A 24,975-nucleotide genomic window follows, 5' to 3' on the forward strand; every position below is an offset into this window, starting at 1 on the left:
TTGTAAACGGAAGTGACCGCTCTCATTTTCCCGGGCCTGCCGGATCTGGTCGAACAACACCGGTATTCTGTGATCATGGTGGCGTGCTGGAAGACCAGGGCCCGAGGATTTTGACAGGAGCTCTGCCCTGAGCGAGGACACGATCGATTCGGGCGCTGAGCTGCGCGACAAAGGTCAGCGGGAGGCAGGCAGCCGACGCCCCCCGCGCCTCGACCGCGCCCTGATTCTGGAATCAGCGATCGCGCTGATCGACGAGGAAGGCTTGGGCCATCTCACGATGCGCCGTCTAGGGTCCTGGCTCGGCGTCGAAGCCATGGCTCTGTACCGGTACGTTTCCGGCCGCGACGACCTGTTGGCCGGCATCGTCGACCACCTCGTCGACCAGCTCTACGACCAGAACCTGATGGAACCCGACGGCCAGGGCGGCGGCTGGCAGGGCTATCTGCAGCGTTTGGCGCACGGCGTGCGCCGGGTCGCGCTGCAACACCCCGAGGTGTTCCCGCTGATGGCGTCGAGCCCACCCCAAGCCCCGTGGCTGTGCCCGCCACTGCGCAGCCTGAACTGGATGGAATCCTTTCTGGGAACCATGGTGAACTACGGTTTCGACGACCGCCAAGCCGTCCAGGTCTACCGCTCCTTCGCCACTTTCCTCCTCGGTCACCTCCTGCTCGAGGTCGCCACCAGGGGTGTCGACCTGAGCCCGATCACCACCAGCGAACCAGGCCGACACGAATCCGCGAACCTGGCCGACTACCCCCACGTGTACCGCCTGCAAAGCCACCTCTCGACCAACCGCGCAGCCGACGAATTCGAAGAATCCCTCGAAGCCCTCCTCGACCGCCTCGGCTCACTACGCCGCTCCCACTAGCTGGTTCGCCCCGCTCGCTTCGTGGCTACGGGATGGCGTCCGTCAGCTCGTAGGAAGTGCTGCGTCCGCTCGAGTCGGAGCGGCGTAGGACTCCGAGGTCGAGCAGTTCGTTGATGTCGCGGAGGGCTGAGGCCTGGGAGGTTTTGGTGATGGTCGACCATTTTCGGGTTGTCAGTTTTCCGTTGAAGCCGTCCAGGATTCGGTTGAGCATGTCGATCTGGCGGGGGTTCATCGGTGTTCCGTGCCAGGTACGCCAGAAGCGGGATTTTGCCAGGGCGGCGTCGATGGTGTTGTCAGCGTTGTCGATTGACTGGTGTAGGGCGTCGAGGAACCACAGGAGCCAAAGGGTGACATCGAGGTCGCCTCGTTGGGTGCTTTCGAGGACGGCGTAGTAGTTCTTGCGGTCGCGCTGGATCTGGGCGGACAGGCTGTAGAAGCGTAGGGGGCTGTGTTCGGAGCGGGCGAGGGCGAGATCGCCTATGGCGCGGGCGATTCGGCCGTTTCCGTCATCGAAGGGGTGGATAGTTACGAACCAGAGGTGGGCCAGGCCTGCTTTGAGTACTGCTGGTTCGGGCGTTTCCGCGTCCAGCCAATGCAGGAAATGGCGCATGTCGTCGTCGAGGCGGGCGGCGGGCGGTGTCTCGAAGTGGACTTGCTGTCGGCCGTAGGGTCCGGAGATAACCTCCATCGGGCCTGTCTCGTCGGTGCGCCACCCGCCCACGCGAATTCGCGAGATGCCGGAGTATCCCGTCGGAAAGAGTCCGGCGTGCCAGCCGAACAGGCGCTCTGCTGTGACCGGATGGTCGTGATGACGGGTGGCGTCGAGAATCATGTCGACCACGCCGTCGACCCGGCGGTCGGACGGAGTCGTTGCTCCGATATCCACGCCGAGCCTCCGGGCGATGGACGATCGGACCGATGCAGCGTCGAGCAACTCGCCTTCGATGGCGCTCGATTTCACGACGTCGGAGGTGAGCGCTTCCAGGCCTGCACGTTCCTGCGCGGCGTCGTCGGCATGCGCGAGTCGACCGTGCAGGCGCCCCTGTGCGAGTGCGACCGCTGCGGTCGGTTTGGCGAGCAACGCGGCGTCAAAGGTGAAGTGTGGCCACTCGGCCGCTTCCCAGATGTACCTCCTGCTCGCCATGCAGCGATTCTACGCCCTATTCGCTGCACAATATAAAGCGAATAGGGCCGTAATCGCTGCGAATCTCAGGCAGGAAATTCTTGGTGGTAGCGCTGGGCTCGGGTGAGCATGCGGTGGATGCCGGCGATCATGCGGTCGGTGGGGAGGGGTTCGGCGATGATGGGGTCGCCGGTTTTTACGTAGTAGCGGCCGTCGGGGTAGTCCATCCACCAGAAGGTGCGGGCGGGGGTGGGGCGGGAGTCCAGAGCGGGGCCGGAGAGGGCGGAGATCTCGCCGAAGGCTTGGCGGGGGCGGTGGAAGATGCGGTTCAGTTGGTCGGCGGAGCTGAGGCGGCCTGCTCGGTATTCGAAGTGGTCTTCTTCGGCAGCCAACTGGTCGCGACGGACCTCGACCGGGGGTTTCGTGCCGGGTTTGGTGCGGGGGAGGGCTGCGACCGTCAGGGCGGCTACCTGGGCGGGGGTGCAGTAGGTCAGTGTGACGTTGGCGCCGGTGTCCTCGTCCGCGCCCGGTGCTTGGGTGAGGGTGGCGCCTGTCTCGCCGCGGACCGCGCCGTGGAAGCGGATGATGGTCGAATTGTCTTGACCTACATAGCCTTTGGATTCGACTCTGGCTTCGGGGTCGAGCAGGACGGCGATGGCGCGTTCGATCGCCGGATCATATTTTCCGAGCAGGCGTCCCACGGCTTCCTCGCGATGCCGCTTCAGTTCATCGAATTCGACTATGTCGGTGCGGTATTGGAGGGGGTAGGGGAGACGGTCGCGCCCGTAGCCGGACCAGAGGATGTCGAATTCGATCCCGGTGAATTCAGCTCGGTGCACTGTCGTTGTCTCCGCCGATCACTGGGGGTACGGTCCGGATCTCGTTCGTGCCGAGCAGGAGCTCGCCGTTCTCCTGGGTGATCAGGTACTCGGGGATGCCTTTGGTGCGTTCGTCATCCGAGCCGCCCCGAGCGCCCGGCGCGCCCATGCCGCCCATTCCCGCGGCGCCGCGACCACTGCCGGCAGCCGTGCCCGCGCGAGTGCCCGCGGCTGCTGCTGCGGCCGGACTGCCCGGTGTGCTCTTTCCCGGGGTAGCGGGGCTGCCCGCGGAGCCACCGCGGCCACCGTTGGCGCCGACGCCCCCACCAGTGGAGCCGCCTCGGCCTCCTGTGGCCCCGCCGCCGGGTCGACCCGTGCTCGGAGTGCCGACGCCGGGGGTGGTCGCCGTCGGAGTTCCCGCGGTGGGGGTCGAGGTGGTCGGTGTGCTTGATTGCGGTGCAGCAGTGGAGCTTTGCGGCGTAGTCGATGCGGCCTCGGTGGATTGTGGGGTGGTCGAGGCTGGTTCGGAGTTCGGTTCCTCGGTGGTTGTGTCGGCGTCTGGCTCGCCGGTCGACGGGTTCCCGGTCGTTGCACCACCGGTCGAATCACCTTGGGCGCCATCGGTATTCGTATCGCCGTTGCTGCCAGGGCCGCCGCCGTCGCCGTTGTCACTGGCGATCGTCGGTGCGGTGGGCAGAAAGGGGACGCCGACGTCGGTTTGGTCCGCTACCTGGCTGTAGACGGACCGCAGGATCCGGCGTGCCTCCTGGGTGGCCTCTTCGCGGTTGTGGTCGTCGACCTTCATCACGCCGTCGGCGGGCAGCGACTTGCCGGTGACGTTGGTGCGCTCGGTGAGGCCGGGCATCAACGCTTGGGTCTGCTCGATTCCGGTGCGCATCTCGTTCAGTTTAAGGCTGATCGCGGTGGCGGCCTGGGACAGTGGGATCGATTGCTGCGCATAGTTGTTCACGGCGGCGACCGCTGCGGAAGCTGCCGCGCCTGTCCACCCGCTGTGGCCACCCGCGCCGGTGACTGTGCGTGCGAACTGCTGGTTGAACCCGGTGAACGTGCCCATCAGCGCGCCGCCGATATTCGCCCATGCAGTGACGGCGTCGTCGACGAGTTGCGGTTTCATCGCCGCGACCGCGGCCTGCATCTGCTCGAGCGTCATGCTGTCGTAGTTGTCGGGGGTGGTGATGTGCGGGGGTTGGGTGTCGCCGTCGAAGATCGTGGAGTAGTTGCCCGATCGCTGGCGGTCGTAGATCTTGGCCCGCTCGGTGTTCCACTGCTCCTGCGCGGCGATCACTTTGGCCTTGTAGTCCTCGTAGGTCACAGGTGTTCTCCCGTCGCGGAGATCTTGGCGCCGGTCGCTTCGTCCTGCGCGACGAAGTTCGCAATCGCTTTGGCGACAACCTCTTTCGCTGTCTTCACTGCCTCGATGTGCTTCTTGAGCGCTTCGTCCAACGGGCGGTCACCTTCGGATGCGGTCAGGGAGAACTTTCGTTCCAGCGTCTTGCCCGAGTCGAAGTCGCCGAATCCGGAAATCGCGCTGACAATGGCCACCTGCTCGAAAACCTCTTCGAGACGGTCGAGATGGTCGTCGCACACACGATCGAGGTCCTTGCCGACCTCGGGATCTAGCGAGAGCTCCCCGGCGTTCGCCTGGACGAGTAGATGATTCCACTGAGCGGGGTCGATGCTGAGGTGCACGTGCGATCACTCCCTCAAGCTGCGGGAAGGTATTGGACCAGACCCGCGCTCAGTCGACGAGCCTCAGGACACGGGGGCAACGGGCTGTCCGCGCTGACGCGGTTTTGGAACCTGAACATGACCGACCCAGCCGGGACTTCGACGGCGACGAAGCACGACAGCTCATGGGATGCGCCTGCCTGTCGAAATTCGAGCGCGGCGTGTGAGCCGACAGTCAGCGAGTTGAAGTCCGAAAAGTCAGTTCGCGCGCGGGATTCGGCCAGGGTTTTCTCGGATGACATGACAGCCAAGCTGTACTGCTTGCCCGGATCCATCCAACTGCAGACCTTCCACCCCGTGAAGTCCACCCCAGCGACATCCTTCTTCTTACTCGCCGCGTTCAAGCCCACATCGCCAACAGCCGAATCCGGCAACGAACACGGATCCCACACCTTCGCTTCGGCATCCACCGAAGTAGGACTCGCCGCCACACTCACACCACTCGTCTGCGGACCAGCCGTCCCCTGCTCCCCACCCCCGCACCCCGCGACAGCCAACCCCACCGCCCCGAGCATGCCGAACATCCGAACCGCGCTACCTCGAACCGCCATGCCTTCGTCCCTCCCACAGAACCGGTGCTCGTTCATGATGTCCCCCTCCCGAGATCGTAGTCACGCTGACATGCATCGCGAAAGCTCAAGCCCTACTCCGCCGCACACGGCGAGGACGCGGACATCGAGAATCGCACCTCTTTCTTCGGCCCTACGTTCGTGCTCAGGTGCGATGAGACGGTGTAGCCGTGTGAGTCGCGGAAGAACCGGCTCGCCGGATGGGTGTCCGGTCGCTGGCTGGGTACGAAGGTGAAGCCGCGCGCGGTCATCGCCTCGAGGTTGGCCATCGCACGGTCGATGAACTCCTGGGAGGGGTTCACCTCCTCCATCTCGACGCGAAGCCGCCACGGCGGTCCCTCCGACATCATCGAGTCGTTGGTTCGACAGCCGACGCCGGAATAGGGCAGCGGGGCGCGTTGGATCCTCACCTGTTGCGGCCAGACGAGTTCGAGATTGCGCTCGACAATCGGGCTCGCTTCGGCGACGGTCAGCCCCGTTGTGTCCTTGATCTCCTGGTTGGTCGGACCTTCGTTGATGAAGGCGCCGCATCCGGTCAGCGTTGCGGTGGCAAGCACCGCGAGCGCGGTCACCAACCTCATCTGATGTCGATCTTTTCGCCGAGTTGGGGGTTGTCGGTGACGCGAGGGTTCGCGTACGGGTCCAGGTTCGGGTTGCCGAAGGCGTCCGCGAGGGCCGCGGCGGCGGCGGCCTTCGAGGCATCGAATCCTTCCTTGCCACCGTCGCCGTTGTCGCCCAAACCGATGTCGACGTACTGTGTTTCGATCCCACGCTCGACATAGGCTGTCGCGTCCGATCCATCGATGACTCCGACGATGTTCTCGAACGCTGTCGAGCCCGGGTCGTCCCAGTAGTTGCCGTGCCCGTCGCTTCCGAAGACGACCTCGTTGCGGTGGTCGGTGGATTCGTCGCTGTAATAGCCGGTGTCCAGGCGGGTCACGCCGGGTACCTCATCGGGATCGCCACCGAGAACGTCCGAGGCGTGCGGATTGCCGGGCAGATGAATTCCGCCGGGCACGGTCAGCCCGCCCTCCGGGTAGGACTGCACTACGCCGATCAGATCGCCGGGCGCGGTCATGGAATAGCGCCCGACATTCGGGTTCGGATTGTTCCAACCACCGTCGAACACGCCGGTTCCCGCCGACGAGGCGTGCAGCACGCGGTCGGCCCGAAGGCCCAACTGCTCGGCCGACCCGACGATCGAGCCACCGTAGGAATGTCCTACGTAGGAGACCGGCGTTCCAGGTGCGGTCGCCCCTACTTCGCGGTCGATTTCGCGGCCGAAGTCGACGAGGCGAGGTGCCATGTCAGCGGCGAATTTCGGGCTCGGCGCACCGTCGGAAAGGCTGGTCAGACTCTGCGGGAAGTCGCCCTCCATGTACAGGAAGATCGGTCCGCCCGTCTGATCGGCGAGGTTCCACGCGGCCACGTGATTCGACCCTGAACCGTTGAGATTCGTACTGGTGCCGGGCACATAGACCCCAACCCCGGGCGCACCCGACTTCATATCGCCGATCATCTCGATCATTCGACCGTTGCCCTCGGTGCTGAACATGACGAACTTGCGGTCGACCATATCCAGGCGTGGGGTTGCCTTGTCACCGGTCGCTGCGGGCGCAGTGGCGAGAACGCCCGCACCTTCCGGATTCGGAACGGGCGACAGCATCGCCTCCAGCTGTTCGATCCGGGATTCGTCCCGATTCGGCTTGGCCTTCTCCGATGTCAGCGCATTGCGGACGTTGATCTCGTTGGCCTCGATCCGCATCGCGAACGGCACTCCGTTCAGGTTGCCCAGCTTCTCGGGCGCCGCGATCACCAACTGACGTTGCGCTTCCGGGCTCAAACCGGCCAGGAACGTCGCCCGCTCGTCCGGTGACATCGATGCCAACTGGATTGCCACCGCATCCGGATCCTGGACCGACCCGTCGGCGAGCGTGATGTCGGGTTGACCGTCGCGCATCGCGCCGAGGTCGCCGACGGACTCGCGCAGACGCGCGCCGAACAGATTGTCGAGGCGTTCGATTTCGTCCAACCCACTCAACAGGTTGAGCTGGAAAACCCCTGCGTCGCCTTCTTTTTCGGGATCAGGATGGGTCACATGCCCGTCGGGCGCGACCGTGAAGCCTTGCGCAACTGCGAGGTTCTTCTGTTCCAGCACATAGGTTTTCGAGTGCTTCAGGCCCTGATAGGCGTCTTCGGCATCGTCGGCGACCCGCAGCAGTACCGTGCGAACTTCGTACCCGTGATCGACTTCCTCATCGATGCGCCGTGAGGCCGCGTCCTTGGTCTGCCCGTGCCAGCTACCCGCCGCGGACACCGCCCGCGAGCATTCGTCGACCGAGGCCGAGAGGACGTCGGCGTTGGCGCGGGCGGCTTCGGCGGCGCGGTGCAGGCCCTCGAGATTCCAGGTGTCGAGTTGGGGGATCGTGGGCCGCATCAGCGGGTACCGAGCTTCCCGATTTCGCCCGCGGTCTCCCCATCGCGCGCCTGGATGTCGGCCGAGAACTTGTCGACGAGGTCGGCCAGTGTCGTGTAGCGGGTCGCGATCGAGTCCATCGCCTGCGACGCCGGGTCGGACAACCCGCGCACGGCAGCCAGCACGTCACTACCGTCACCGGTTGCCTCGCCCGAAGCCGCCCAGCTCAGCGCGTCGACTTCGCCTGCCTCTCGACGCCAGGTCGTCGCCATGGTCTTCAACTGGTCGGGTTCGACGCCCAGGGTCGGACTCACGATGTCCCTCCTCCGCTACCGAAGGACTACGCGTCCGTGCGGACCGGTCCCTTCGTGAAGGTTGGACGGGGCGTGCGTAGCGGAGGTTCCATCATGTGATGTGAGTCACACGGATGCGGACTCGGCCTCGGCTCGGCTGTGCACGCACTCGCGGCAGGTGCCGAAGATCTCGAGGGTATGGCTCACCTCGGTGAAGCCGTGATCACTCGCGATCGCCTCGGCCCACGCCTCGACCGTCGGGCCCTCGACCTCGACGGTGCGCCCGCATCGGCGGCAGACCAGGTGGTGATGATGGCCGCTCGAGCACTGGCGGTAGACGGATTCGCCGGTGTCGGTGCGCAGCACGTCGACCATGCTCGCGTCGGCGAGGGACTGCAGGGTGCGGTAGACGGTGGTCAGGCCGATGTTCTCGCCGCGTTTGCGGAGCTCGTCGTGCAGTTCCTGCGCCGAACGGAACTCGTCGATATTGCTGAGCAGGGCCGAGATGGCACTGCGCTGACGGGTGCTGCGAACACCGACTTGCTTCGCGGAGGTGTTGTCTACCAACGGATTACCCTTCTTCGGCATGGGCGACGGCATCGACCACGATATGCGCCAGATGATCGTCGACGAGTTCGTAGAGCACCTCGCGACCCGAGCGTTCACCGTGTACGACGCCCGCCGATTTGAGAATGCGCAGATGCTGGCTGACCAGCGGCTGGGTGACGCCGAGTGCGTCGACCAACTCGTGCACGCAGCGCGGCGACTCACGCAGCTGCAGCACGATGGCGATGCGGACCGGCGCGGCCAGTGCCCGTAACAGCTCGCCCGCGTCCTCGAGTACCGTGCGCGACGGCACGGCGGCGGGAGCAGGGGAGTGGTAAGGGTTGTGCGGGTGCGCGGGCGCGGCCTCGGTGGTCATGAACCAACTCCTTAATGGAAACAGATCCCATTTTGATATGCACAATTGCGCATGTCAAATGACGCGCCGCGCGGACACCTCGGCTGCTGCAAACCCACTGGACGCGTCCCGATACGCTGGACCCACTTACGTACGGTAGGCCGCATCGAACGCTGGTACGACCTACCGAACAATTCCGACTCGCAGTGGATGGAGAAATCTCGCGTGGCACCCAAGTCGAAGGTGGACACCGTTGCCAACCTCGCCAAGCGCCGGGGTCTGGTCTACCCGTGCGGTGAGATCTACGGAGGCACCAAGTCGGCGTGGGACTACGGTCCGCTCGGCGTGGAACTGAAGGACAACATCAAGCGACAGTGGTGGCGGACCATGGTCACCAGCCGCGACGATGTCGTCGGCCTGGACTCCTCGGTGATCCTGCCGCGTCAGGTCTGGGAGGCCTCGGGTCACGTGGCCACCTTCTCCGATCCGCTGGTCGAGTCGCTGCACACGCACAAGCGTTACCGCGCAGACCATCTCATCGAGGCCTACGAGGCCAAGCACGGCCACCCGCCCGCCAACGGCCTGGCCGACATCAACGATCCCGACACCGGCCAGCCCGGCAAGTGGACCGAGCCGCGCAACTTCTCCGGTCTGCTCAAAACCTTCCTCGGCCCGGTCGACGACGAAGAAGGCATGCACTACCTGCGTCCCGAGACGGCGCAGGGCATCTTCGTCAACTTCAAGAACGTGCAGGAAACCGCGCGCAAGAAGCCGCCCTTCGGCATCGCCCAGATCGGCAAGAGCTTCCGCAACGAGATCACGCCGGGCAACTTCATCTTCCGCACGCGTGAGTTCGAGCAGATGGAGATGGAGTTCTTCGTCAAGCCGGGCGAGGACGTCGAGTGGCACAAGTACTGGATCGACACCCGGTTGGCCTGGTACACCGACCTCGGCATCGACCCGGAGAACCTGCGCCTGTTCGAGCACCCGAAGGAAAAGCTGTCGCACTACTCGGCCGGCACCACCGACATCGAGTACCGCTTCCGCTTCCAGGGCGGCGAATGGGGCGAGCTCGAGGGCATCGCCAACCGCACCGACTATGACCTCAAGACGCACTCGGAGCATTCCAACGTCGACCTGAGCTACCGCGATCAGGCCAGCGGTGAGCGCTACACGCCGTATGTCATCGAGCCGGCCGCCGGTCTGACGCGTTCGCTGATGGCGTTCTTGGTCGACGCCTACACCGTCGATCAGGTGCCGACCGCGAAGGGCACGACCGAGGAGCGGATCAGCCTGCGTCTGGATCCGCGCCTCGCGCCGGTCAAGGCCGCGGTGCTGCCACTCTCGCGCAACGCGGACCTGACCCCCAAGGCCAAGGACCTCGCTGCCCAGCTGCGTCGCAACTGGAACGTCGACTTCGACGACGCGGGTGCCATCGGCCGCCGCTACCGTCGTCAGGACGAGATCGGCACGCCGTTCTGCATCACGGTCGACTTCGACACCATCGACGACCAGGCGGTGACCATCCGCGAGCGTGACTCGATGGCCCAGGAGCGCATCGCCCTCGACAAGGTCGAGGCCTACCTCGCAGCCCGCCTGATCGGCGCCTGATCCCCCACCGTTAGCGCCCGCGCCACCTGAGTCGGCACGGGCGCCTACGTGTCGGCGGCTGGACGGTTGATCACCAGGCCTTCAGGGAGACATCGCCCGAGAAGGAAAATCCCTGAGGGCCTGATGATCTTGATCGAGCTACGTTGATCACACTGTGTAGCTGGCGGTTTGCGTTGGGGAGTCGTGTGCCTCACGATTTCGGGGTGTTGTGGGAACCGGAAGACGTGGTGCGGGTGCTCGACCCGTCGGAACAGCGATTCGTGCGGCATGCGACCTTCACCGGACGGTCCGTCACCGTGCTCGGGGAGCTCGACGCGGTCGCGCTCGGGGCGGCGTTCGCCGCCTTGCAGCAGGCCTTTCCGATTCTGGTGTGCCGGATCGTCGAGGACGCCGAGGAGAACGGAATCCTGTTGCGGCCCGGGCACATCGAGGCCGTCGGTGCGTGGGTGAGTTTCGGTGATCCCGACTCGGTCCGGATCCCGACCGAGTCGATGGATCCCGGTGCTCAGCTGGCGTATCTGGATGTGGTTCTCGCCGAGGAGGATCGGGCGCGGATCACGTTGTTCGTCCACCACGGCATCGCCGATGCCGCACATTGTGTGGAACTGTTCGCGCGGTTGTGGGGCTACTACACCGATCACGTGGAAACCGGCGCCATCGCCGCGGGCCCCCGCGAGTACCCGGTGTCACTGGAGTCGCTGCTCGCGCGACGGGGGATCGAGCGCGGTCCGCTGTCGGGTCTCGAGCCGGTGACCCGTTCGCTGGTGGTGGCCGACGCGGTGGGTGTGGTCGAACCGTCCCCGCCTGCGAGTCCGGCGCTGGCCAGGCCTGCCCGCATCCATCTGGACGAGATCGAGACCGCGCGGGTGCTCGAGCGGGCACGGTCGCAGGCGGTGAGCGTGAACGCGCTGGTCACCGCGGCCGTGCTGCGGGCGTTCGCGGCGGTGTACGGGGTGACCAAGCTGGGGTGCGTGTACCCGGTCGACATGCGCAGGCGGCTCGATCCGCCGGTCGCGGCGGAAGCGGGAACCAACCTGTCCGGCCTGGCCGCCTTCGCCACCGAGCTGCCCACCGACGACCTCGTCGATCTGGCCCGGCGCATCGGCACCGGCCTGCACGACGATCTCCGCGCCGGTGTCATCGAACAGTCCGTGCTGCACTTTCCGGACTTCTTCGGTAGCGACCGAATTCATTCCATCGCAGGCCATGTGGCGTTGACCAACACCGGAGCGGTGCCGACGTTCCGAGTCCCGGTGGGGCTGGTCATCGACGACTACGAGATCGTCTACCTCTCGGCGCATCCCCGCCCGTCGACGGGAGCTTCGGCGGCGGCCACCTTCCTCGTCTACACCTACCTCGGTCGGCTGACCATCGCCCGCCTCGGCGGTGGCATCAGCGCCGCCGGGCTGCTTCCCGCCGTGGTCGCCGAGCTCTCCGAGGGGAGCGTTGAGGAAACCGCGGCCACCGCGTAGTCATCCGGCGGCGGATCAGAATCTGCCACCTCGACTTACTCGGCGAGATCCCGACGAGCCACCAAACGATCCCGGCCGGTAGCCGCCGCCGCCATAACCTCCGCGCCGCGAACCGCCGCTCATCGCGCCGCGCATGAGCTCGTTCAGGAGGATTCCGCCCAGCACCGCGCCGGACTGCGAGCCGCCGGACACCGGCTGGCGTGTTTCCCATGCCTGCACACTGGCCTGCGCCTGCTGCATCGCCCGGCCGCCGAGGTCGGCTGCGGTCTGTGCGCTGACGAGTGCGCGTTCGGGGTCGCTGCCGGTGAGTGCGCGGGCTTCGTCGAGATGGCGTTGCGCTTCCGAAAGCCGGGTGCGCGCCTCGGCGTCGACGCCGCCGCGCCGCGTCGTGATGAAGGACGTCGCCGCGTCGATTCGGGCGGCCGCATCGGTGAGGGTGCGATCGAGTCTGCGTCGCAGATCCTCCACGGCCAGTTTGCGATCCGAGGCCGCGGCGATCGCCCGGTCCAGTTCGGCGTCGGCGGTGACCGCGTTGTGGAAAGCGCCGAGAGGATCTGTCTCGGCATTCGTGGTGTTCAGGGCTGCGGTGGCGGCGGCGACTGCGGCGGTGAGGTCCGCGCTACCGAATTCGGTGAGACTCTTGGCCGAGCTGAGGTCTGAACCCAGTTCCTCGAGGGCGGCAGGCAGACCGTCGCGCGCCTGCTGAATATTCGTCGCGGCTTGATCGACGGCACCGAGCAAGGTCCTGGCCTGCCCGATCGCGCCCTCGGCCGCACGGATCGCCGCGACCGCACCACCCTGCTCCCCGACGGGTCGGGTGAGCGCGGTGCGGGCGCTGTCGATGTTGTTCTGGGCGAAGGTGGTTCGTTCCAACGCCATTCGCACGTTGTCGTGGATCGGGGCGATGACCGAAGGCGGGTAGGTCGAATCGAGCCGGACAAGTTCGGCTTCGGCGCCGGGCACGCGTGCGGTGAGCTCGATGATGTCGCGGGTGAGGGCGTCCAGCCGGGCGGGCGCGTCGATGAGCAGATCACGCATCGCGTCGAAATCGGCGACCTGCGTGTCGAGTTCGCGATCGGCCTTACCCGCGGTGGCGAGAAGTTCGATGAGCATGGCGCGCTGCTGATCGGGGGTCTCGGGGATGGCGTCGTCGAGTTGCTGGCGAATGGTGAACGCCTTCGCGGTGGCGGCGCGGGCGGCGTCGAGCGCGGCGCGGAACGGGGTCACCGCGGTGTCGCCGAATTCGCCGGTGGCCAAGGTCAATTCCTCGGCGCTCGTTCGCACGGCATCGTCGATCTCGACCAATCGCTCGCTGGAGAGCGTGTGCAAGGTCGGCAGCGACAGTTTCGCCAAGGCCGCCGAGTCGGTCGGGTCCATCTCGCGCGCGGTGGCCAGTTCGGCACGGTCCCGGTCACCACGGCGCTTGCGCGAGAACAGGATCAGACCACCGGCCACCACGATCACGGCCACGGCGAGCAGGATCAGCACACCCCACGGCACCCCGCCACCACGGATCGCCGAACCGATGCCCTCAGCGGTGTCGACCGCGGCCTGCGCCCACTTCTGTTCTCGCAGAGCGGGTTCCACCGAACCGGCGAGCAGCGAGTCCAGTTCGGCGTCGCTCACCTCCTCGGGCAAGGTGCCGTCGAGCCAGTACCCGCGATCGTCGACCGCCACCGCCAGCAGCAGGTCGCGATCGCTGAAACCGGAGAGGACGGAGGTGCGCTCGGCCCAGTCCTGCGGCGCCATCGACGCGAAGTCGCGCACGTAGATGACCCACAGTTTCACCTGGTGATCGCGGTACAACGTGTCGACCGCGTCGAGCACCTGGCCCTCGTCGGCGGCGCTGAGCACACCGGCGGAGTCGACCACCTGCGGACCCATCCGCGACGGCGGCTCCGCAACGGCACCCGGCGCGCACAGCACGACGAGCGCGGCGATCAGCGCGGGCACCAGGAGCAGGGCCGAACTCTTCCTCGACAGCGGCATGCGTCGAATCTAACGCCCGCGACCGACACGAACACGACATCGCGACGCGTGGCTTCTACGATCGGTGCATGGTCTCAGTCGATCGCCAGTACACCGGTCACGTCACCGCGGGCGCCGCCGCCCAGCAGCGCGATGTCCCCGGCGCCCGGATCGTGAAGATGTCCGTCGGCCCGATGGACAACAACACCTACCTGATCCAGAGCGCCACCACCGGCGCCACCGTGCTGATCGACGCCGCCAACGACGCCGAACGCATCATCGAACTCACCGCCCTCGAGACGCCGGGCCAGGTCGAACAGATCATCACCACCCACCGCCACCCCGACCACTGGCAGGCACTGACCGAAGTCGCCAAGTCCCTCGGCACCCCCACCGCCGCCCACCCCCTGGACGCCGACCACATCCCGGTCCGCCCCGACCGACTCCTGGAAGACGGCGACACCATCGAAGTCGGCGACCTCGTCCTCCACGTCATCCACCTGCGCGGCCACACCCCGGGCTCGATCGCCCTGGCCCTCACCGACAACGCAGACCACACCCACCTCTTCACCGGCGACTCCCTTTTTCCGGGGGGTCTTGGGCGGACAACAAATCCCACCGACTTCGCGACCCTGTTTAGCGACGTGACCAGCAAGATCTTCGATCATTGGGGCGACGACACCGTCGTCTATCCGGGCCACGGTGACGACACCACACTAGGCGCTGAACGTCCCCACCTGACGGAGTGGCGGGACAGAGGATGGTGACGTGGTCGAGTTCGAAGCGGACTACAGTCTAGGAAGAGATAGCTCCATGTCTCGCCATGATCTCGCTTCGCTGAAGGTTCGCGAGTTGCTCATGTTGGAGGTCGCGATCGTGGAAGAACTCCGTCGACGTGGCTTGGTTCGGACCAACAACAAGCCGCTTGGTGACGTCGGCGAGCAGATCGTTCTCCGCGCTCGAGGTGGTGTATTGGAGCCAAATTCCACGAAGTCGCACGACATTACTACACGGGACGCTCAGCGAATCCAGGTGAAAGCAATGGGTGGTCGTGCTGCAACGGGAGGCGCCGCCAAGTTCAGTCCGTTCCGCAGTGTCGCGTACGACACCGCGATCTTCTTGGTATTCGAGAGCGCGCAGTTCGGTATCGCGGAGGCATACGAGGTGCCGTCGGGCCTTATCGCTGAGCACATCCGGTACGTCACTCATGTGAACGGCCGACAGCCAACACTGCGCGAGGTGCGCAAGTTGGGTACGGATGTGAGTGCGGAGATGCGCGCCGCATACGCGAGCATTGACAGCGGCATCGTCTAGCCTCAGCAGGAGTGGTGCGGGAGATGCCGCATGGCGGAAGCGTAATGGGTAATCGTCCGCAAACGGTACACGTCGGCGGTCAGGCCACTGGTCGCGATATGATGCTCGTCATAGGCATCGCTCGAAGAGCTCACTTGGGTGGTGTGTGGCAGCGTCTCGAATTGGGGTACTCGTGGAAATCATTGATTCATTGATGACGCAATATCGCAAAGAGTACGACTTTTACCTAGAGACTGCCCGCATTGCGGAACGACGTTTGAGTGAAGCGCTAAAGGCTGCAGGTATTCGTGGGATGGTTACCAGTCGTGCGAAAGACTTCGCCAGCCTCAAGGAAAAGTGCATCAAGCGTTATGAAACCCGGCAGTATGAATCGTTCGATGACGTACGAAACGATATACCTGACTTGGCTGGAGTCCGTGTTGCGCTGTACTTTCCGGGGGAGCGCGACAGGGTAGACGCAATAATCGTCAGATTGTTTGAGATGCTAGAGGAGCGGATTGAGCATCCGCGGCCATCGGGCGAGTCCGACACGGGCGTTGATAATCCGAATGTTCAATCGAAGCGCTTTCCGGGATATTCTGCGATTCACTATCGGGTTGCGCTTCGGGAGGATGGGCAGGATGGAAATGAGCTTCGGTTCCTTGATGCCCGTATCGAAATTCAGGTGGCGTCGGTGCTCATGCATGGATGGTCTGAGGTCGAGCACGACCTTGTGTATAAGCCAAATGCCCCGCTGTCGCCGCAGGAAGAGCAGCTGATAGATCAACTGAATGGGTTGATACATGCGGGAGAGATCACTCTTGAGCTCCTGCAAAAGGCAGGTCAGCAACGCATTGAGGACGGTGCGCGTAGCTTTGTTACGCACTACGAATTGGCGGCATATCTTCTAAGTTACGTTAGGGGGATACGAAAGGAGGCTGTAACTGAGACTGAGCTCGGTAGAGTGGATGTACTTTTTTCGTTCCTGCAAAGGGTTGAAATATTGACGCCCGATGAGCTCCGGCCCTTCGTTGACGGAATGCACACAAATCTCGACCGCCGTCCAGTTGCTGAGCAAGTCGCCGATGCGATATTCGATGCCCGCCCGGAGTCGATGGATATCTACTTGAGCGAAGTTTATCGTCATTCCGCAAACGCGGATTCAAATGAGGAAATGTTTCGGAACATTTTGGTTGGTCAATTTATGGCAAAATGGATGAAACTTGAGCGTATGGTTGTCGGCGAAGAACGGTCTAGGGTGTCGTTTCCAAGGGCTCTTGACGGTTTACTCTCGCAAGGGCTCCCGGTCTCGGTCGTGGCAAATCTTCAGCGAGCTCGAATGTTTAGAAATGAATTCATGCACGGGCATTTTCGGCAAGAACCGGAATGGCTTGCGAAAGAAAATGCTCTCCTGGATAAAGCTATCTCCGAAGTGGCGCACTATCTCCAAAGTGGGAGCAATCAAACCCCGACTACCTAGCTTGATCTCGCTGGGTGTTGGTCCTCTGCCTTTCGGATCCGATAACTATCTAACAAGTTCGGCGCATGTGGCCATGCTGTGTCGGGCAGAATGGTTGGATGACCGCGTTGCTGCTATCCCGGGATCTGTGCGGCCAATCGGCTGTGCGCCTCGCAAGCGAGAGAGGGTTGCCGACCGAGTACTCGAAGACTGTTGAGTATCTGGAAACCAGGGCCAGTCTTGCTGGCGGCTCTGGTTCGGCATCGAGTAGCGTTCGGCTTGGGAATCTGCAGTTGGTTCTGCGGGAGGGTTACGCGTGCACCGTTGGGCTCCGAAATGGACGAGCCTCTTATAGGTTGGAGGTTTAGGTCATGCCCGTCGCGATTGGGCAGTTTTGGATAGCCGGTTACGGTTCGAGCCCCCAGCGGGGGACTTTGACCTATTTACCGGATGGTTCCAAACCGACGTTGAGAGTAGACGGACCGATCGTCGAGAGCGACTACTTCGGTACCGTAGAGCAGCAGGTTGAGAGTTTCGCTCCGCGAACAATTCTTGGTTGTTTGGAAAGTGGCGACGACGTTACTCTACTATCCGCGCAAGGAAAAAGCGATCCTTTTGGTGGCGCACAGGAATTTTCCGCACGACATTTGGTCATCGGTGTGCACCTTAAGTCCGGAACGGAAAATTCATTCATTGGCATTAGGCTCCTTTTGGGTCCGAAGTCGTGTTGGAGGCATCTCGGAGGCACGGCTCACCAGTTTGAAATGGGCGAGTTGCTGGCAGTTGAGAGTCAGCGTGGCATGTGGCTGGAATTTAATGGGATTGCGCAAACTTCGATCCAGCAGTTGAATATCAACATAAAGCTTGCTGTTCGGGTATTGATTGAGCTCGCGACGACCAGTCGCGCGGCTGGGTCGGCGATCGAATATAGATCAGTTGCCGACGGTCCGTGGTTGCAGGTTTTTACTGCTGAGCGCCGAGATCAGGAATTTGGAGTGTGTCCTGATCCTCTCTCGTTGCGTCGTTTGCTTACGCTGCAGCGATTTGCGTCGTGGATTGAGGCATGTGAGAAGCTAGATGGTTTGGCTTTACCCGTGGGCTCGCTTCCAGATTCGGTTCCAATTGAGTCCCAGGTCCTGACTTATGTCTCGGTCGCTGAGGGTCTGCATCGACGACTTGCGGATCGGCCGAGATTTCCTGGACTAACAGGTGCTAGGATCGCCAAGATTCGGCGTGAAGCGCGAAAAGCTGGAACTGCACAATTCATCGCGGCAGACGATCAGCAAAAGGCTGATATGGATAAGTTCTTCGCTGATGTTTTGAACGAAAAGATCTTCAATCAGTTGCCGTACGGTATTCGCATCGAAGAGCTCCTGAAGTGTGCACAGGAAGCAGTTCCTGATATCGTGAGCACCTACCCGGATTGGCTGAAAGCGGTCAAGGACACTCGCAATAGGTTGGCTCACCAACTCGAATGGCGCGACAGGCTTCAGTCGGACACTGCGCTCGATCGGATGATAGCTGTCAGTACGTCGTTGCGGTGGGTTCTTAGAGTCGTTCTACTTCGTGTGGCAGGATTGGGCGACGACGAGTTGCGAGCTGGAATTCAGAGTAGCGATTTTTATCGATTCTACCTTTCAAATCTGAAACAGCTGTCATCGCTCGACTGACCATGTGCTGACGGAGTAAACTTGCTCGCTCCTCATCGTTCGATGAGCAGGGCGTGCTGCGCGACTAGCGCACGGTGGCGGCGATTCGAGGCGCATCTGTTTGCCGTGTGCTGCGAACGCCCTGCAGGCACAATGAGGTTCATGACTGCCTTCACGCTGTCCCCGGATCGTCGCGACCAGTTGGCCACGCTTCTCGCGGATGAGGTGAGGTTACAGACCGAGTATCCGAAGGTCGCCGAGTACCTCGATACTGCGGCAAGTCTGTCTGGCGGCTCCGATCCGGAGCAGGACAGGCTGCTGGATCTCCGGATGCTTCACTTCCTCGCTGGTGGTGAGACCTCGAATCCGTACTGGGAGATCATCGAGCCGCTTGTCGGCGCCGGGCGAGAGGAAGGCCGCCGGATACCCGGTGGCGATGAGCGAGGCAGCGGACGACTCGGATATGCGCAGACTGTGCTCAGGAGACGTACGCATACGCGGTCCCGTCGCCTGGCACGCTCGCGTGGATCGAGGGAGTCGCCGGCGGGCGCGGAGTATGTGAGATCGGCGCGGGGCGTGGATATTGGGCTGCCATGCTGGCGGGGCGTGGCGTGGATGTGGTCGCGTTTGACTCCGAGCCGCCGGAAGCGTCGACGAATCCGTCGTTTCCCAACGCGCCGGGGCGCCGCGCTGAGTGGTTCCAGGTGGAATAGGAAAAACGCACAACCCCACCGATTTCGACACCCTCCTCACCGACGTCGCCACCAAACTCTTCGACCGCTACCCCGACGACACCGTCGTCTACCCGGGCCACGGCGACGACACCACCCTCGGCGCCGACCGTCCTCATCTCACGGAGTGGCGCGACAGAGGCTGGTGACGTGGTTCACCGGAACGGAATCCGGTGGTGACCGCTGACCGAGCGGTGCGTCGGCCCGACCTGGCAGACTGACGAGGGTGAAGTCGGGTTTCTCGCGAACGACCGCGCCCGCCCCGGATGTCAGGCATCCGCGCGGGCTGGTGTCGACGGTGTCGGTGTGGTTCGTCCGGTTGATCGCCGGGGCCGTGCTGATGGGGGTGGTGCTGGTCGCCGGGACGGCGTTCCGGGTGTGGCAGGTGGCGCGGATCGACGACTACACCCCGGCGAACGCGATCGTGGTGCTCGGCGCGGCGCAGTATTCGGGGACACCGTCCTCGGTTTTCGAGGCGCGGTTGTATCAGGCGTGGCGGCTCTACGAAGCCGGGGTGGCGCCCATGGTGATCACCGTGGGCGGCAAGCAGGAGGGCGACCTCTACACCGAAGCTGCCTCCGGTAAAACGTATTTGGAAGACAAGGGCGTGCCCAGCGAGAACATCCTCGCCGTCGAAACAGGATCCGACACCCTGCGCAGCATCGAGGCCGTGGCATCGGCGATGGGGGAGCGCGATATGTCATCGGCCGTACTCGTGAGCGATCCGTGGCATTCACTGCGAACCAGGACGATGGCTCGCGACGCCGGTCTGGAAGCGTGGAGCGCACCCACCCGCACCGGTCCGGCCGTCTACACGAGGGAGTCGCAATTCCACGGCATCGCCCGCGAAACCGGCGCGCTGCTCTGGTATCAGCTCACTCATTTCTCGGCGGACTTCCCTTATGAGGCGGGACAGTGAGATGACACAGACCTATATCCCGCACGACCAGGAACGCATGGTCCACGAGTCGGGCAAGACGGCATGGCCGGGGGCTGCGGACAAGGGGCATCGCAGTGAGTTCTCCCGCGATCGTGCCCGGGTGCTGCACTCCGCCGCGCTGCGCCGCCTGGCCGACAAGACCCAGGTCATGGGCCCCCGCGAGGGCGACACCCCACGCACCCGCCTCACCCACTCGCTCGAAGTGGCCCAGATCGGGCGCAGCATCGCCGACGGTGTCGGCGCCGACCCCGACCTCGTCGACCTGGCCGGCCTGGCCCACGACATCGGCCACCCGCCCTACGGTCACAACGGCGAACGCGCCCTCGACGAATTCGCCGACGCCTACGGCGGTTTCGAAGGCAACGCGCAGAACCTGCGCATCCTGACCCGCCTCGAACCCAAGATCCTCGACGCCGACGGCGAAAGCTTCGGGCTCAACCTGACCCGCGCGGCGTTGGACGCGACCCTCAAATACCCTTGGGGCAGAAGCGGTTCCGGCACCAAGTTCGGCGCCTACGATGACGATCTCGAGCGCCTGGCCTGGGTGCGCAAAGACGCGCCCGACCGCAAGCAGAGCCTGGAATGCCAGATCATGGACTGGTCCGACGACGTCGCCTACTCGGTGCACGACGTGGAGGACGGCGTGATCGTCGGCCGCATCGACCTGCGCGCCCTCGCCGACCCGGCCGAACAGGCCGCGCTCGCCGAACAGGGCCACGGCCAGCACCCCGACCAGTCGATCGAAGCGCTCGCCGCCGCCGCGCAACGGCTCTCCGAACTCGACATCGTGGCCGACGCCGCCGACTACGACGGCAGCTTCACCAGCTCGGTGGCCTTGAAACGGCTCACCAGCGAACTGGTCGGCCGCTTCGCCACGGCCGCGATCTCGGCCACCCACGAGCGCTACGGCGAAGGCCCGCTCATCCGCTACGAGGCCGACCTGATCGTGCCGCCGATCGTCGCGGCCGAGGTCGCCGTCCTCAAGACCGTGGCGCTGCGCTACGTGCGCTCCGACCCCGGCCACCTCGCCCGTCAGCAGACCCAGCGCGACCGCGTGCAGGCCGTCGCCGACCGCCTGCTCACCACCGCGCCCGCCCACCTCGACGATCAACTGCTGCCCTGGTTCAACGCCGCCACCACCGAGGTCGCTCGCGTGCGCGTGGTGATCGACCAGATCGCCTCCTACACCGAGAGCCGCTTCGAACGCGTCGCCGCCTCGCTGGACTGCCGCTGAGTAGACCCGACTAGACTCGCTCACTGTGGCCGGACGAATCCCAGATCGCGATATCGCGGCGATCCGTGAACGTGTCCGGATCGAAGATGTAGTCGGTGAGTACGTGGCGCTCAAGCGCGCGGGCGCCGACTCGATCAAAGGTCTGTGCCCGTTCCACGACGAGAAATCACCGTCGTTTCATGTGCGACCCAACCACGGGCTGTTCCACTGCTTCGGTTGCGGCGAGGGCGGCGACGTCTACAAGTTCCTGCAGCAGATGGAACACATCGGGTTCGTCGAGGCCGTCGAGCAGATTGCCGACCGCGTCGGTTACCAGATCAACTACGAGGGTGGCGGCACCTCGGTGCAGCGCGACCGTGGCACCCGCTCACGGCTGGTCGCCGCCAACGCCGCCGCGCAGGAGTTCTACGCGGCACTGCTGCACGAACCCGAAGCCGAGGCCGCGCGCAAGTATCTGACCGATCGCAACTTCGACAAGGCCTCCTGGCAGCAGTTCGGATGCGGGTACGCGCCTGCGGGCTGGGACGGCCTGACAAAACACTTGCAGCGCTTGGGTTTCGAGTTCAAGGAGCTGGAAGCGGCCGGTTTGTCCAAGCAGGGCAAGCGCGGTCCGATCGACCGGTTCCATCGGCGCCTGCTGTGGCCGATCCGCAATCTCGGCGGTGAGGTGATCGGGTTCGGCGCGCGCAAGCTGTTCGACGACGACACCATGCCCGGCAAGTACGTGAACACCCCGGAGACGTTGCTGTACAAGAAGTCTCAGGTGCTGTTCGGTCTCGATCATGCCAAGCGCGACATCTCCAAGGGCCATCAGGCAGTGGTCGTCGAGGGCTACACCGACGTCATGGCCATGCACCTGGCCGGCGTGAAAACCGCGGTGGCGTCCTGCGGTACCGCTTTCGGTGAAGAACACATGCAAGTACTGCGCAGGCTGCTGATGGACGACAACTTCTGGCGCGGCGAGATCATCTACACCTTCGACGGTGACGCGGCCGGGCAGGCCGCGGCGTTGAAGGCGTTCAGCGGCGATCAGCGGCTGGCCGGACAGACCTACATCGCTGTCGCGCCCGACGGTCAGGACCCGTGTGAGTTGCGTCAGCACTCCGGTGACAGCGCCGTGCGTGATCTGGTGGCACGACGAACCCCGCTGTACGAGTTCGTGATTCGAGGCCTGCTCGCCGAACACAATCTCGACGACGTCGAGGGCCGTGTCGAGGCGTTGCGTCGTACGGTGCCCGTGGTGGCGCAGATCAAGGACAACGCCACCCGCAAGGGGTACGCCACCAAGCTGGCCGGCTGGGTCGGCTGGGACGACATCCAACTGGTCGTCCGCCGGGTCGGTGAGGAAGCGAAGAAGAACCGGACGGGCGGTAGCTCTACGCCTGCGCTGAAGTCCGGCGCCGCGGCGCTTCCCGCGCCACGCGTCGAGGAAAGCTCCTCGGTGCGGCCTGCGCCGAACGATCCGGTGCTCTACGCCCAACGCCAATCCCTCAGCGCCGCACTGCAATACCCTGGCATCGCGGGTGTTTCCTTCGACGCGATCGACACCGCCGCCTTCACCCACCCCGCCTATGTGGCCGTGCGCATCATGATCGCCCAAGCGGGCGGCACCGCGGCTGGGCTCAGCGGTGCGGAATGGGTCGCCGCGGTGGCCGACCACACCGACGACCTGATGATCCGCGCCCTGGTCTCCGAGCTGGCCAACGAGCAGCTCCCGGTGCGTACCCAGAACGACACTCCACGCTTCATCACCGGCATCCTCGCCCGCACCCAGGAAGCCTGGGTGGGCCGCCAGATCGCCGAGCTCAAATCGAAGTTGCAGCGACTTTCGGCCAGCGAGGAGCCCGAAACCTACATGACGCTGTTCGGCGACCTGGTGGCGTTGGAGCAATACCGCAAGAGCCTCGCGGCTCAGGCGATGGGCAACGAGGGCTACGCGGCCGGCGCCTGACAACGGACTTGCGGGTCACGGCTTGGTGGCTTCGGTGAGCTCTGGAAGCAGGCGAGGGGAGACAAGTCGCCTGGATCGCAGCCAAGACCTTCCGCAAGACCGTCGCCACGATGATCGCGACCGTGCAAGTCCGGAGGTGTAGCCCGCCAACTCGGCCACGCAGGCGATGCGGTGACCCGCCGCTTCTACATCGATCAACCGACGCAGGCACCCGACTTCACCGCCACTTTGGAGCGACTGAAACTGTGAAAAGATGTGTTTTCGTGTAGTGAGGGGTCGGAATAGTCAAAAACCAGGGTCAAACGATGACGTTTGCCCTGGCTGATGCTCCCCCATCTGGACTCGAACCAGAAACCTGCCGTTTGAATTCCGTTGTGCCCCAACATTTCTCATCGATCCCCAATAGGGCCGATCACCTGCGGATTTGTCGTTGAAGGTGTTCCTACTGTATCCCAACCGTTCCCGCTACTTCCCGTTGAATCCGTGTTGTTTCCGTGTTGTGGGTCGAGTCAGCCTGTGTCGAACAGCCATGTCGAGTGGCACACCTGCGAGCCTCGAGCCAGGGCGGCCAACCTGACATCTACTCGTGAAGCAGCCCGTGCTCGAGTCACCGACCTGTGGTCTAGGACAGGATAGGGATAGGGAAGCGACGCTCAGATTCCTGGCCGAGTCGCGCGACGTCGGCGTGTTCCCTTCACGGAAGGAATGGATGGCATTGACTTCGCCCCAATGAAAGGAAAGCCGGTCAACGAAAATGTCAGAATGTGATAGAACAATTCAGGAGGAAATATCCTGGAGTAGAGGTGAGTATGACCTATGGCGCGTGACGATAGTAACCACGACATAGAGACGTTCAGTCGTGAGTTGATAGAGTCTGGATTTGCAACGAGCGACTCGATCATAGGGTGCGACTCGGCAGAGATCGCACAGGTATATTCCGTCGCACCCGATGGCTTTCCTGTCCCCGATGAGTATCAGGCGTTTCTTGAATATATGGGAAAGGAGGCTGGCACGCTCTTTAAAGGAACTGACCTATTCGTTCCGCGGATGCTCGATGCCATCGAGGCGGCCGAAGACGTCGCTGGCAAGGGATTAACGTTGGATGGCCAGTTTTTCTTCGGTCATCACCAAGGCTATAAAGTGTATTTCTTTAAGCGCGGATCTGGTGCAGTCTATGCCTACCAGGAGGGTTTTTCCGAGGATCAAAAGCTTGCAGATGAGTTCATTGAATTCCTTCGGCAGTCCTGGCGTATCCAGCAGAAGACTCGCGAATCCACGGAAGCGATGCGTAGGCAGAGGAATCCGATGTAGGGGTGTCAGCCCGACATTTTACCGAGGACCGTGCGAGAACTAGATCAAGGCCGGGTGCAGGCGTGGTCGCGATTGAACGAGCCGGCGCTTCCGGTGCCGGTGGGGAGGTTGCGGGTGGCGTCTGCGTGTGCCTCCCCTGGGGTCGACCCTTTACCGAAGCCCACGATCGGGAACCCTGCGACGATCGCGAGCGGACTCGTCACGACTGCACCGCAGCCGTTCGCGAACGTCACCATCATCCGGCAGTCGATGATGCCTTGACCCTTGCATGCTCGGTCGGCGGCTTGAATGGCGTCGGCTTCCGTCGGGTGGTTGACCGAAAACGCGTAGACGTTGCCCCACACGCTGAGGGAAACGGCGCCCCAGTTGACCGGGTCGGCGGCGGCGGGCGGTGCCGCGAGGACGGCAGCGGCGCTCACCGAGAGCGCGGCGGCCGCAAAGGACTTGTTGAACATGTGGTGTGTGCTTCCTCTGCGCGCCGACTAGGTGCGGCGATCGCATGGAAGATACCGCAGCGCATGGACGCGAGGTCGCCCCAAAAGTCTTGGGGTCACGGCAAAGACCGTCACGAACTGCGGCGTTCGTGGCGGATCTGCCGAAACCGATCTAATCACCCTTG

At 63.8% G+C, this 24,975-nt stretch carries 24 protein-coding genes and 1 pseudogene; 12 read left to right on the forward strand and 13 right to left on the reverse strand.

The window, feature by feature from the left end:
* Positions 1-160: 160 nt before the first annotated feature.
* Positions 161-868, forward strand: a complete 708-nt coding sequence (locus ACLJPD_RS24200) for a TetR/AcrR family transcriptional regulator (protein WP_410875429.1) — start codon at positions 161-163, stop codon at positions 866-868.
* 25 nt (positions 869-893) lie between these two features.
* Here the strand turns inward: ACLJPD_RS24200 and ACLJPD_RS24205 are convergent, their stop codons facing one another.
* From ACLJPD_RS24205 to ACLJPD_RS24250, 10 genes are all read right to left on the reverse strand, one after another.
* Positions 894-2,012, reverse strand: a complete 1,119-nt coding sequence (locus ACLJPD_RS24205; protein WP_410875069.1) for a Fic family protein — start codon at positions 2,010-2,012, stop codon at positions 894-896.
* Positions 2,013-2,077: 65 nt separating this feature from the next.
* A complete protein-coding gene (locus ACLJPD_RS24210) occupies positions 2,078-2,830 on the reverse strand; it encodes an ESX secretion-associated protein EspG (RefSeq protein WP_410875070.1) in 753 nt (250 codons plus the stop codon).
* Positions 2,817-4,142, reverse strand: coding sequence for a hypothetical protein (locus ACLJPD_RS24215; protein ID WP_410875071.1), 1,326 nt, complete (start codon positions 4,140-4,142; stop codon positions 2,817-2,819). Before ACLJPD_RS24215 ends, ACLJPD_RS24210 begins: the two co-directional genes overlap by 14 nt.
* Entirely contained in the window at positions 4,139-4,519 is a 381-nt protein-coding gene (locus ACLJPD_RS24220; protein WP_410875072.1) for a hypothetical protein, read from the reverse strand. Before ACLJPD_RS24220 ends, ACLJPD_RS24215 begins: the two co-directional genes overlap by 4 nt.
* A 14-nt stretch (positions 4,520-4,533) precedes the next feature.
* Entirely contained in the window at positions 4,534-5,145 is a 612-nt protein-coding gene (locus ACLJPD_RS24225) for a DUF3558 domain-containing protein (protein WP_410875073.1), read from the reverse strand.
* Positions 5,146-5,201: 56 nt separating this feature from the next.
* Entirely contained in the window at positions 5,202-5,708 is a 507-nt protein-coding gene (locus ACLJPD_RS24230; protein WP_410875074.1) for a hypothetical protein, read from the reverse strand.
* Positions 5,705-7,564, reverse strand: a complete 1,860-nt coding sequence (locus tag ACLJPD_RS24235; RefSeq protein WP_410875075.1) for a hypothetical protein — start codon at positions 7,562-7,564, stop codon at positions 5,705-5,707. The genes ACLJPD_RS24230 and ACLJPD_RS24235 overlap by 4 nt, the downstream gene beginning before the upstream one ends.
* Entirely contained in the window at positions 7,564-7,857 is a 294-nt protein-coding gene (locus ACLJPD_RS24240) for a type VII secretion target (RefSeq protein ID WP_410875076.1), read from the reverse strand. The genes ACLJPD_RS24235 and ACLJPD_RS24240 overlap by 1 nt, the downstream gene beginning before the upstream one ends.
* 105 nt (positions 7,858-7,962) lie before the next feature.
* Complete coding sequence (locus ACLJPD_RS24245; protein ID WP_410875077.1) at positions 7,963-8,436, reverse strand: Fur family transcriptional regulator; 474 nt, start codon at positions 8,434-8,436, stop codon at positions 7,963-7,965.
* A complete protein-coding gene (locus ACLJPD_RS24250) occupies positions 8,408-8,758 on the reverse strand; it encodes an ArsR/SmtB family transcription factor (RefSeq protein ID WP_067456316.1) in 351 nt (116 codons plus the stop codon). The genes ACLJPD_RS24245 and ACLJPD_RS24250 overlap by 29 nt, the downstream gene beginning before the upstream one ends.
* 189 nt (positions 8,759-8,947) lie before the next feature.
* Here ACLJPD_RS24250 and ACLJPD_RS24255 point away from each other — a divergent pair, with 189 nt between their 5' ends.
* Together ACLJPD_RS24255 and ACLJPD_RS24260 are read left to right on the forward strand one after the other, a co-directional pair.
* Complete coding sequence (locus tag ACLJPD_RS24255; RefSeq protein WP_410875078.1) at positions 8,948-10,348, forward strand: glycine--tRNA ligase; 1,401 nt, start codon at positions 8,948-8,950, stop codon at positions 10,346-10,348.
* 203 nt (positions 10,349-10,551) lie between these two features.
* A complete protein-coding gene (locus ACLJPD_RS24260) occupies positions 10,552-11,820 on the forward strand; it encodes a phthiocerol/phthiodiolone dimycocerosyl transferase family protein (RefSeq protein ID WP_410875079.1) in 1,269 nt (422 codons plus the stop codon).
* A gap of 15 nt (positions 11,821-11,835) precedes the next feature.
* Here the strand turns inward: ACLJPD_RS24260 and ACLJPD_RS24265 are convergent, their stop codons facing one another.
* Entirely contained in the window at positions 11,836-13,809 is a 1,974-nt protein-coding gene (locus tag ACLJPD_RS24265; RefSeq protein ID WP_410875080.1) for a TPM domain-containing protein, read from the reverse strand.
* Between the two features lie 68 nt (positions 13,810-13,877).
* Between ACLJPD_RS24265 and ACLJPD_RS24270 the strand changes: the two genes are divergently transcribed.
* The 4 genes from ACLJPD_RS24270 (at position 13,878) to ACLJPD_RS24285 (ending at position 18,210) form a co-directional block, all read left to right on the forward strand.
* Positions 13,878-14,555: an MBL fold metallo-hydrolase gene (locus ACLJPD_RS24270; protein ID WP_410875081.1), complete on the forward strand. Its 678-nt coding sequence runs from the start codon at positions 13,878-13,880 to the stop codon at positions 14,553-14,555.
* 1 nt (position 14,556) lies between these two features.
* Positions 14,557-15,102: a DUF6998 domain-containing protein gene (locus ACLJPD_RS24275; RefSeq protein WP_410875082.1), complete on the forward strand. Its 546-nt coding sequence runs from the start codon at positions 14,557-14,559 to the stop codon at positions 15,100-15,102.
* Between the two features lie 172 nt (positions 15,103-15,274).
* Positions 15,275-16,561: a GTP pyrophosphokinase family protein gene (locus ACLJPD_RS24280; RefSeq protein WP_410875083.1), complete on the forward strand. Its 1,287-nt coding sequence runs from the start codon at positions 15,275-15,277 to the stop codon at positions 16,559-16,561.
* A gap of 350 nt (positions 16,562-16,911) precedes the next feature.
* The gene (locus ACLJPD_RS24285; RefSeq protein WP_410875084.1) at positions 16,912-18,210 is read left to right on the forward strand and encodes a HEPN domain-containing protein; all 1,299 of its coding nucleotides are present in this window, start codon (positions 16,912-16,914) and stop codon (positions 18,208-18,210) included.
* 210 nt (positions 18,211-18,420) lie between these two features.
* Here ACLJPD_RS24285 and ACLJPD_RS24290 read toward each other — a convergent pair whose 3' ends face one another.
* Positions 18,421-18,684, reverse strand: coding sequence for a hypothetical protein (locus tag ACLJPD_RS24290; RefSeq protein ID WP_410875085.1), 264 nt, complete (start codon positions 18,682-18,684; stop codon positions 18,421-18,423).
* 205 nt (positions 18,685-18,889) lie between these two features.
* Here ACLJPD_RS24290 and ACLJPD_RS24295 point away from each other — a divergent pair.
* The 5 genes and pseudogenes from ACLJPD_RS24295 to ACLJPD_RS24315 all read left to right on the forward strand — a co-directional run.
* A pseudogene (locus tag ACLJPD_RS24295) lies at positions 18,890-19,069 on the forward strand (MBL fold metallo-hydrolase); the annotation flags it as partial.
* A gap of 191 nt (positions 19,070-19,260) precedes the next feature.
* Positions 19,261-19,839, forward strand: coding sequence for a YdcF family protein (locus ACLJPD_RS24300; protein ID WP_410875431.1), 579 nt, complete (start codon positions 19,261-19,263; stop codon positions 19,837-19,839).
* Position 19,840: 1 nt separating this feature from the next.
* The gene (locus ACLJPD_RS24305) at positions 19,841-21,094 is read left to right on the forward strand and encodes a deoxyguanosinetriphosphate triphosphohydrolase (protein WP_410875086.1); all 1,254 of its coding nucleotides are present in this window, start codon (positions 19,841-19,843) and stop codon (positions 21,092-21,094) included.
* Between the two features lie 25 nt (positions 21,095-21,119).
* Complete coding sequence (dnaG, locus tag ACLJPD_RS24310) at positions 21,120-23,045, forward strand: DNA primase (RefSeq protein ID WP_410875087.1); 1,926 nt, start codon at positions 21,120-21,122, stop codon at positions 23,043-23,045.
* Between the two features lie 816 nt (positions 23,046-23,861).
* Positions 23,862-24,356, forward strand: a complete 495-nt coding sequence (locus tag ACLJPD_RS24315; protein ID WP_410875088.1) for an SMI1/KNR4 family protein — start codon at positions 23,862-23,864, stop codon at positions 24,354-24,356.
* A 44-nt stretch (positions 24,357-24,400) separates the two neighbouring features.
* Here ACLJPD_RS24315 and ACLJPD_RS24320 read toward each other — a convergent pair whose 3' ends face one another.
* Positions 24,401-24,811, reverse strand: coding sequence for a DUF4189 domain-containing protein (locus ACLJPD_RS24320; protein WP_410875089.1), 411 nt, complete (start codon positions 24,809-24,811; stop codon positions 24,401-24,403).
* Positions 24,812-24,975 lie beyond the last annotated feature (164 nt).

The organism is Nocardia sp. A7, assembly GCF_046549215.1.
Classification (GTDB): domain Bacteria; phylum Actinomycetota; class Actinomycetes; order Mycobacteriales; family Mycobacteriaceae; genus Nocardia.

Excerpts from the sequence above, each read along its gene's own strand:
- ACLJPD_RS24225 (WP_410875073.1), bottom strand. The coding sequence starts at position 5,145 with ATGAACGAGCACCGGTTCTGTGGGAGGGACGAAGGCATGGCGGTTCGA.
- ACLJPD_RS24315 (WP_410875088.1), top strand. The coding sequence starts at position 23,862 with ATGGCGCGTGACGATAGTAACCACGACATAGAGACGTTCAGTCGTGAG.
- ACLJPD_RS24250 (WP_067456316.1), bottom strand. The coding sequence starts at position 8,758 with ATGACCACCGAGGCCGCGCCCGCGCACCCGCACAACCCTTACCACTCC.
- ACLJPD_RS24230 (WP_410875074.1), bottom strand. The coding sequence starts at position 5,708 with ATGAGGTTGGTGACCGCGCTCGCGGTGCTTGCCACCGCAACGCTGACC.
- ACLJPD_RS24320 (WP_410875089.1), bottom strand. The coding sequence starts at position 24,811 with ATGTTCAACAAGTCCTTTGCGGCCGCCGCGCTCTCGGTGAGCGCCGCT.
- ACLJPD_RS24255 (WP_410875078.1), top strand. The coding sequence starts at position 8,948 with ATGGAGAAATCTCGCGTGGCACCCAAGTCGAAGGTGGACACCGTTGCC.
- ACLJPD_RS24245 (WP_410875077.1), bottom strand. The coding sequence starts at position 8,436 with ATGCCGTCGCCCATGCCGAAGAAGGGTAATCCGTTGGTAGACAACACC.
- ACLJPD_RS24235 (WP_410875075.1), bottom strand. The coding sequence starts at position 7,564 with ATGCGGCCCACGATCCCCCAACTCGACACCTGGAATCTCGAGGGCCTG.
- ACLJPD_RS24290 (WP_410875085.1), bottom strand. The coding sequence starts at position 18,684 with ATGCGTACGTCTCCTGAGCACAGTCTGCGCATATCCGAGTCGTCCGCT.
- ACLJPD_RS24270 (WP_410875081.1), top strand. The coding sequence starts at position 13,878 with ATGGTCTCAGTCGATCGCCAGTACACCGGTCACGTCACCGCGGGCGCC.
- ACLJPD_RS24300 (WP_410875431.1), top strand. The coding sequence starts at position 19,261 with ATGGGGGTGGTGCTGGTCGCCGGGACGGCGTTCCGGGTGTGGCAGGTG.
- ACLJPD_RS24285 (WP_410875084.1), top strand. The coding sequence starts at position 16,912 with ATGCCCGTCGCGATTGGGCAGTTTTGGATAGCCGGTTACGGTTCGAGC.
- ACLJPD_RS24205 (WP_410875069.1), bottom strand. The coding sequence starts at position 2,012 with ATGGCGAGCAGGAGGTACATCTGGGAAGCGGCCGAGTGGCCACACTTC.
- ACLJPD_RS24305 (WP_410875086.1), top strand. The coding sequence starts at position 19,841 with ATGACACAGACCTATATCCCGCACGACCAGGAACGCATGGTCCACGAG.
- ACLJPD_RS24265 (WP_410875080.1), bottom strand. The coding sequence starts at position 13,809 with ATGCCGCTGTCGAGGAAGAGTTCGGCCCTGCTCCTGGTGCCCGCGCTG.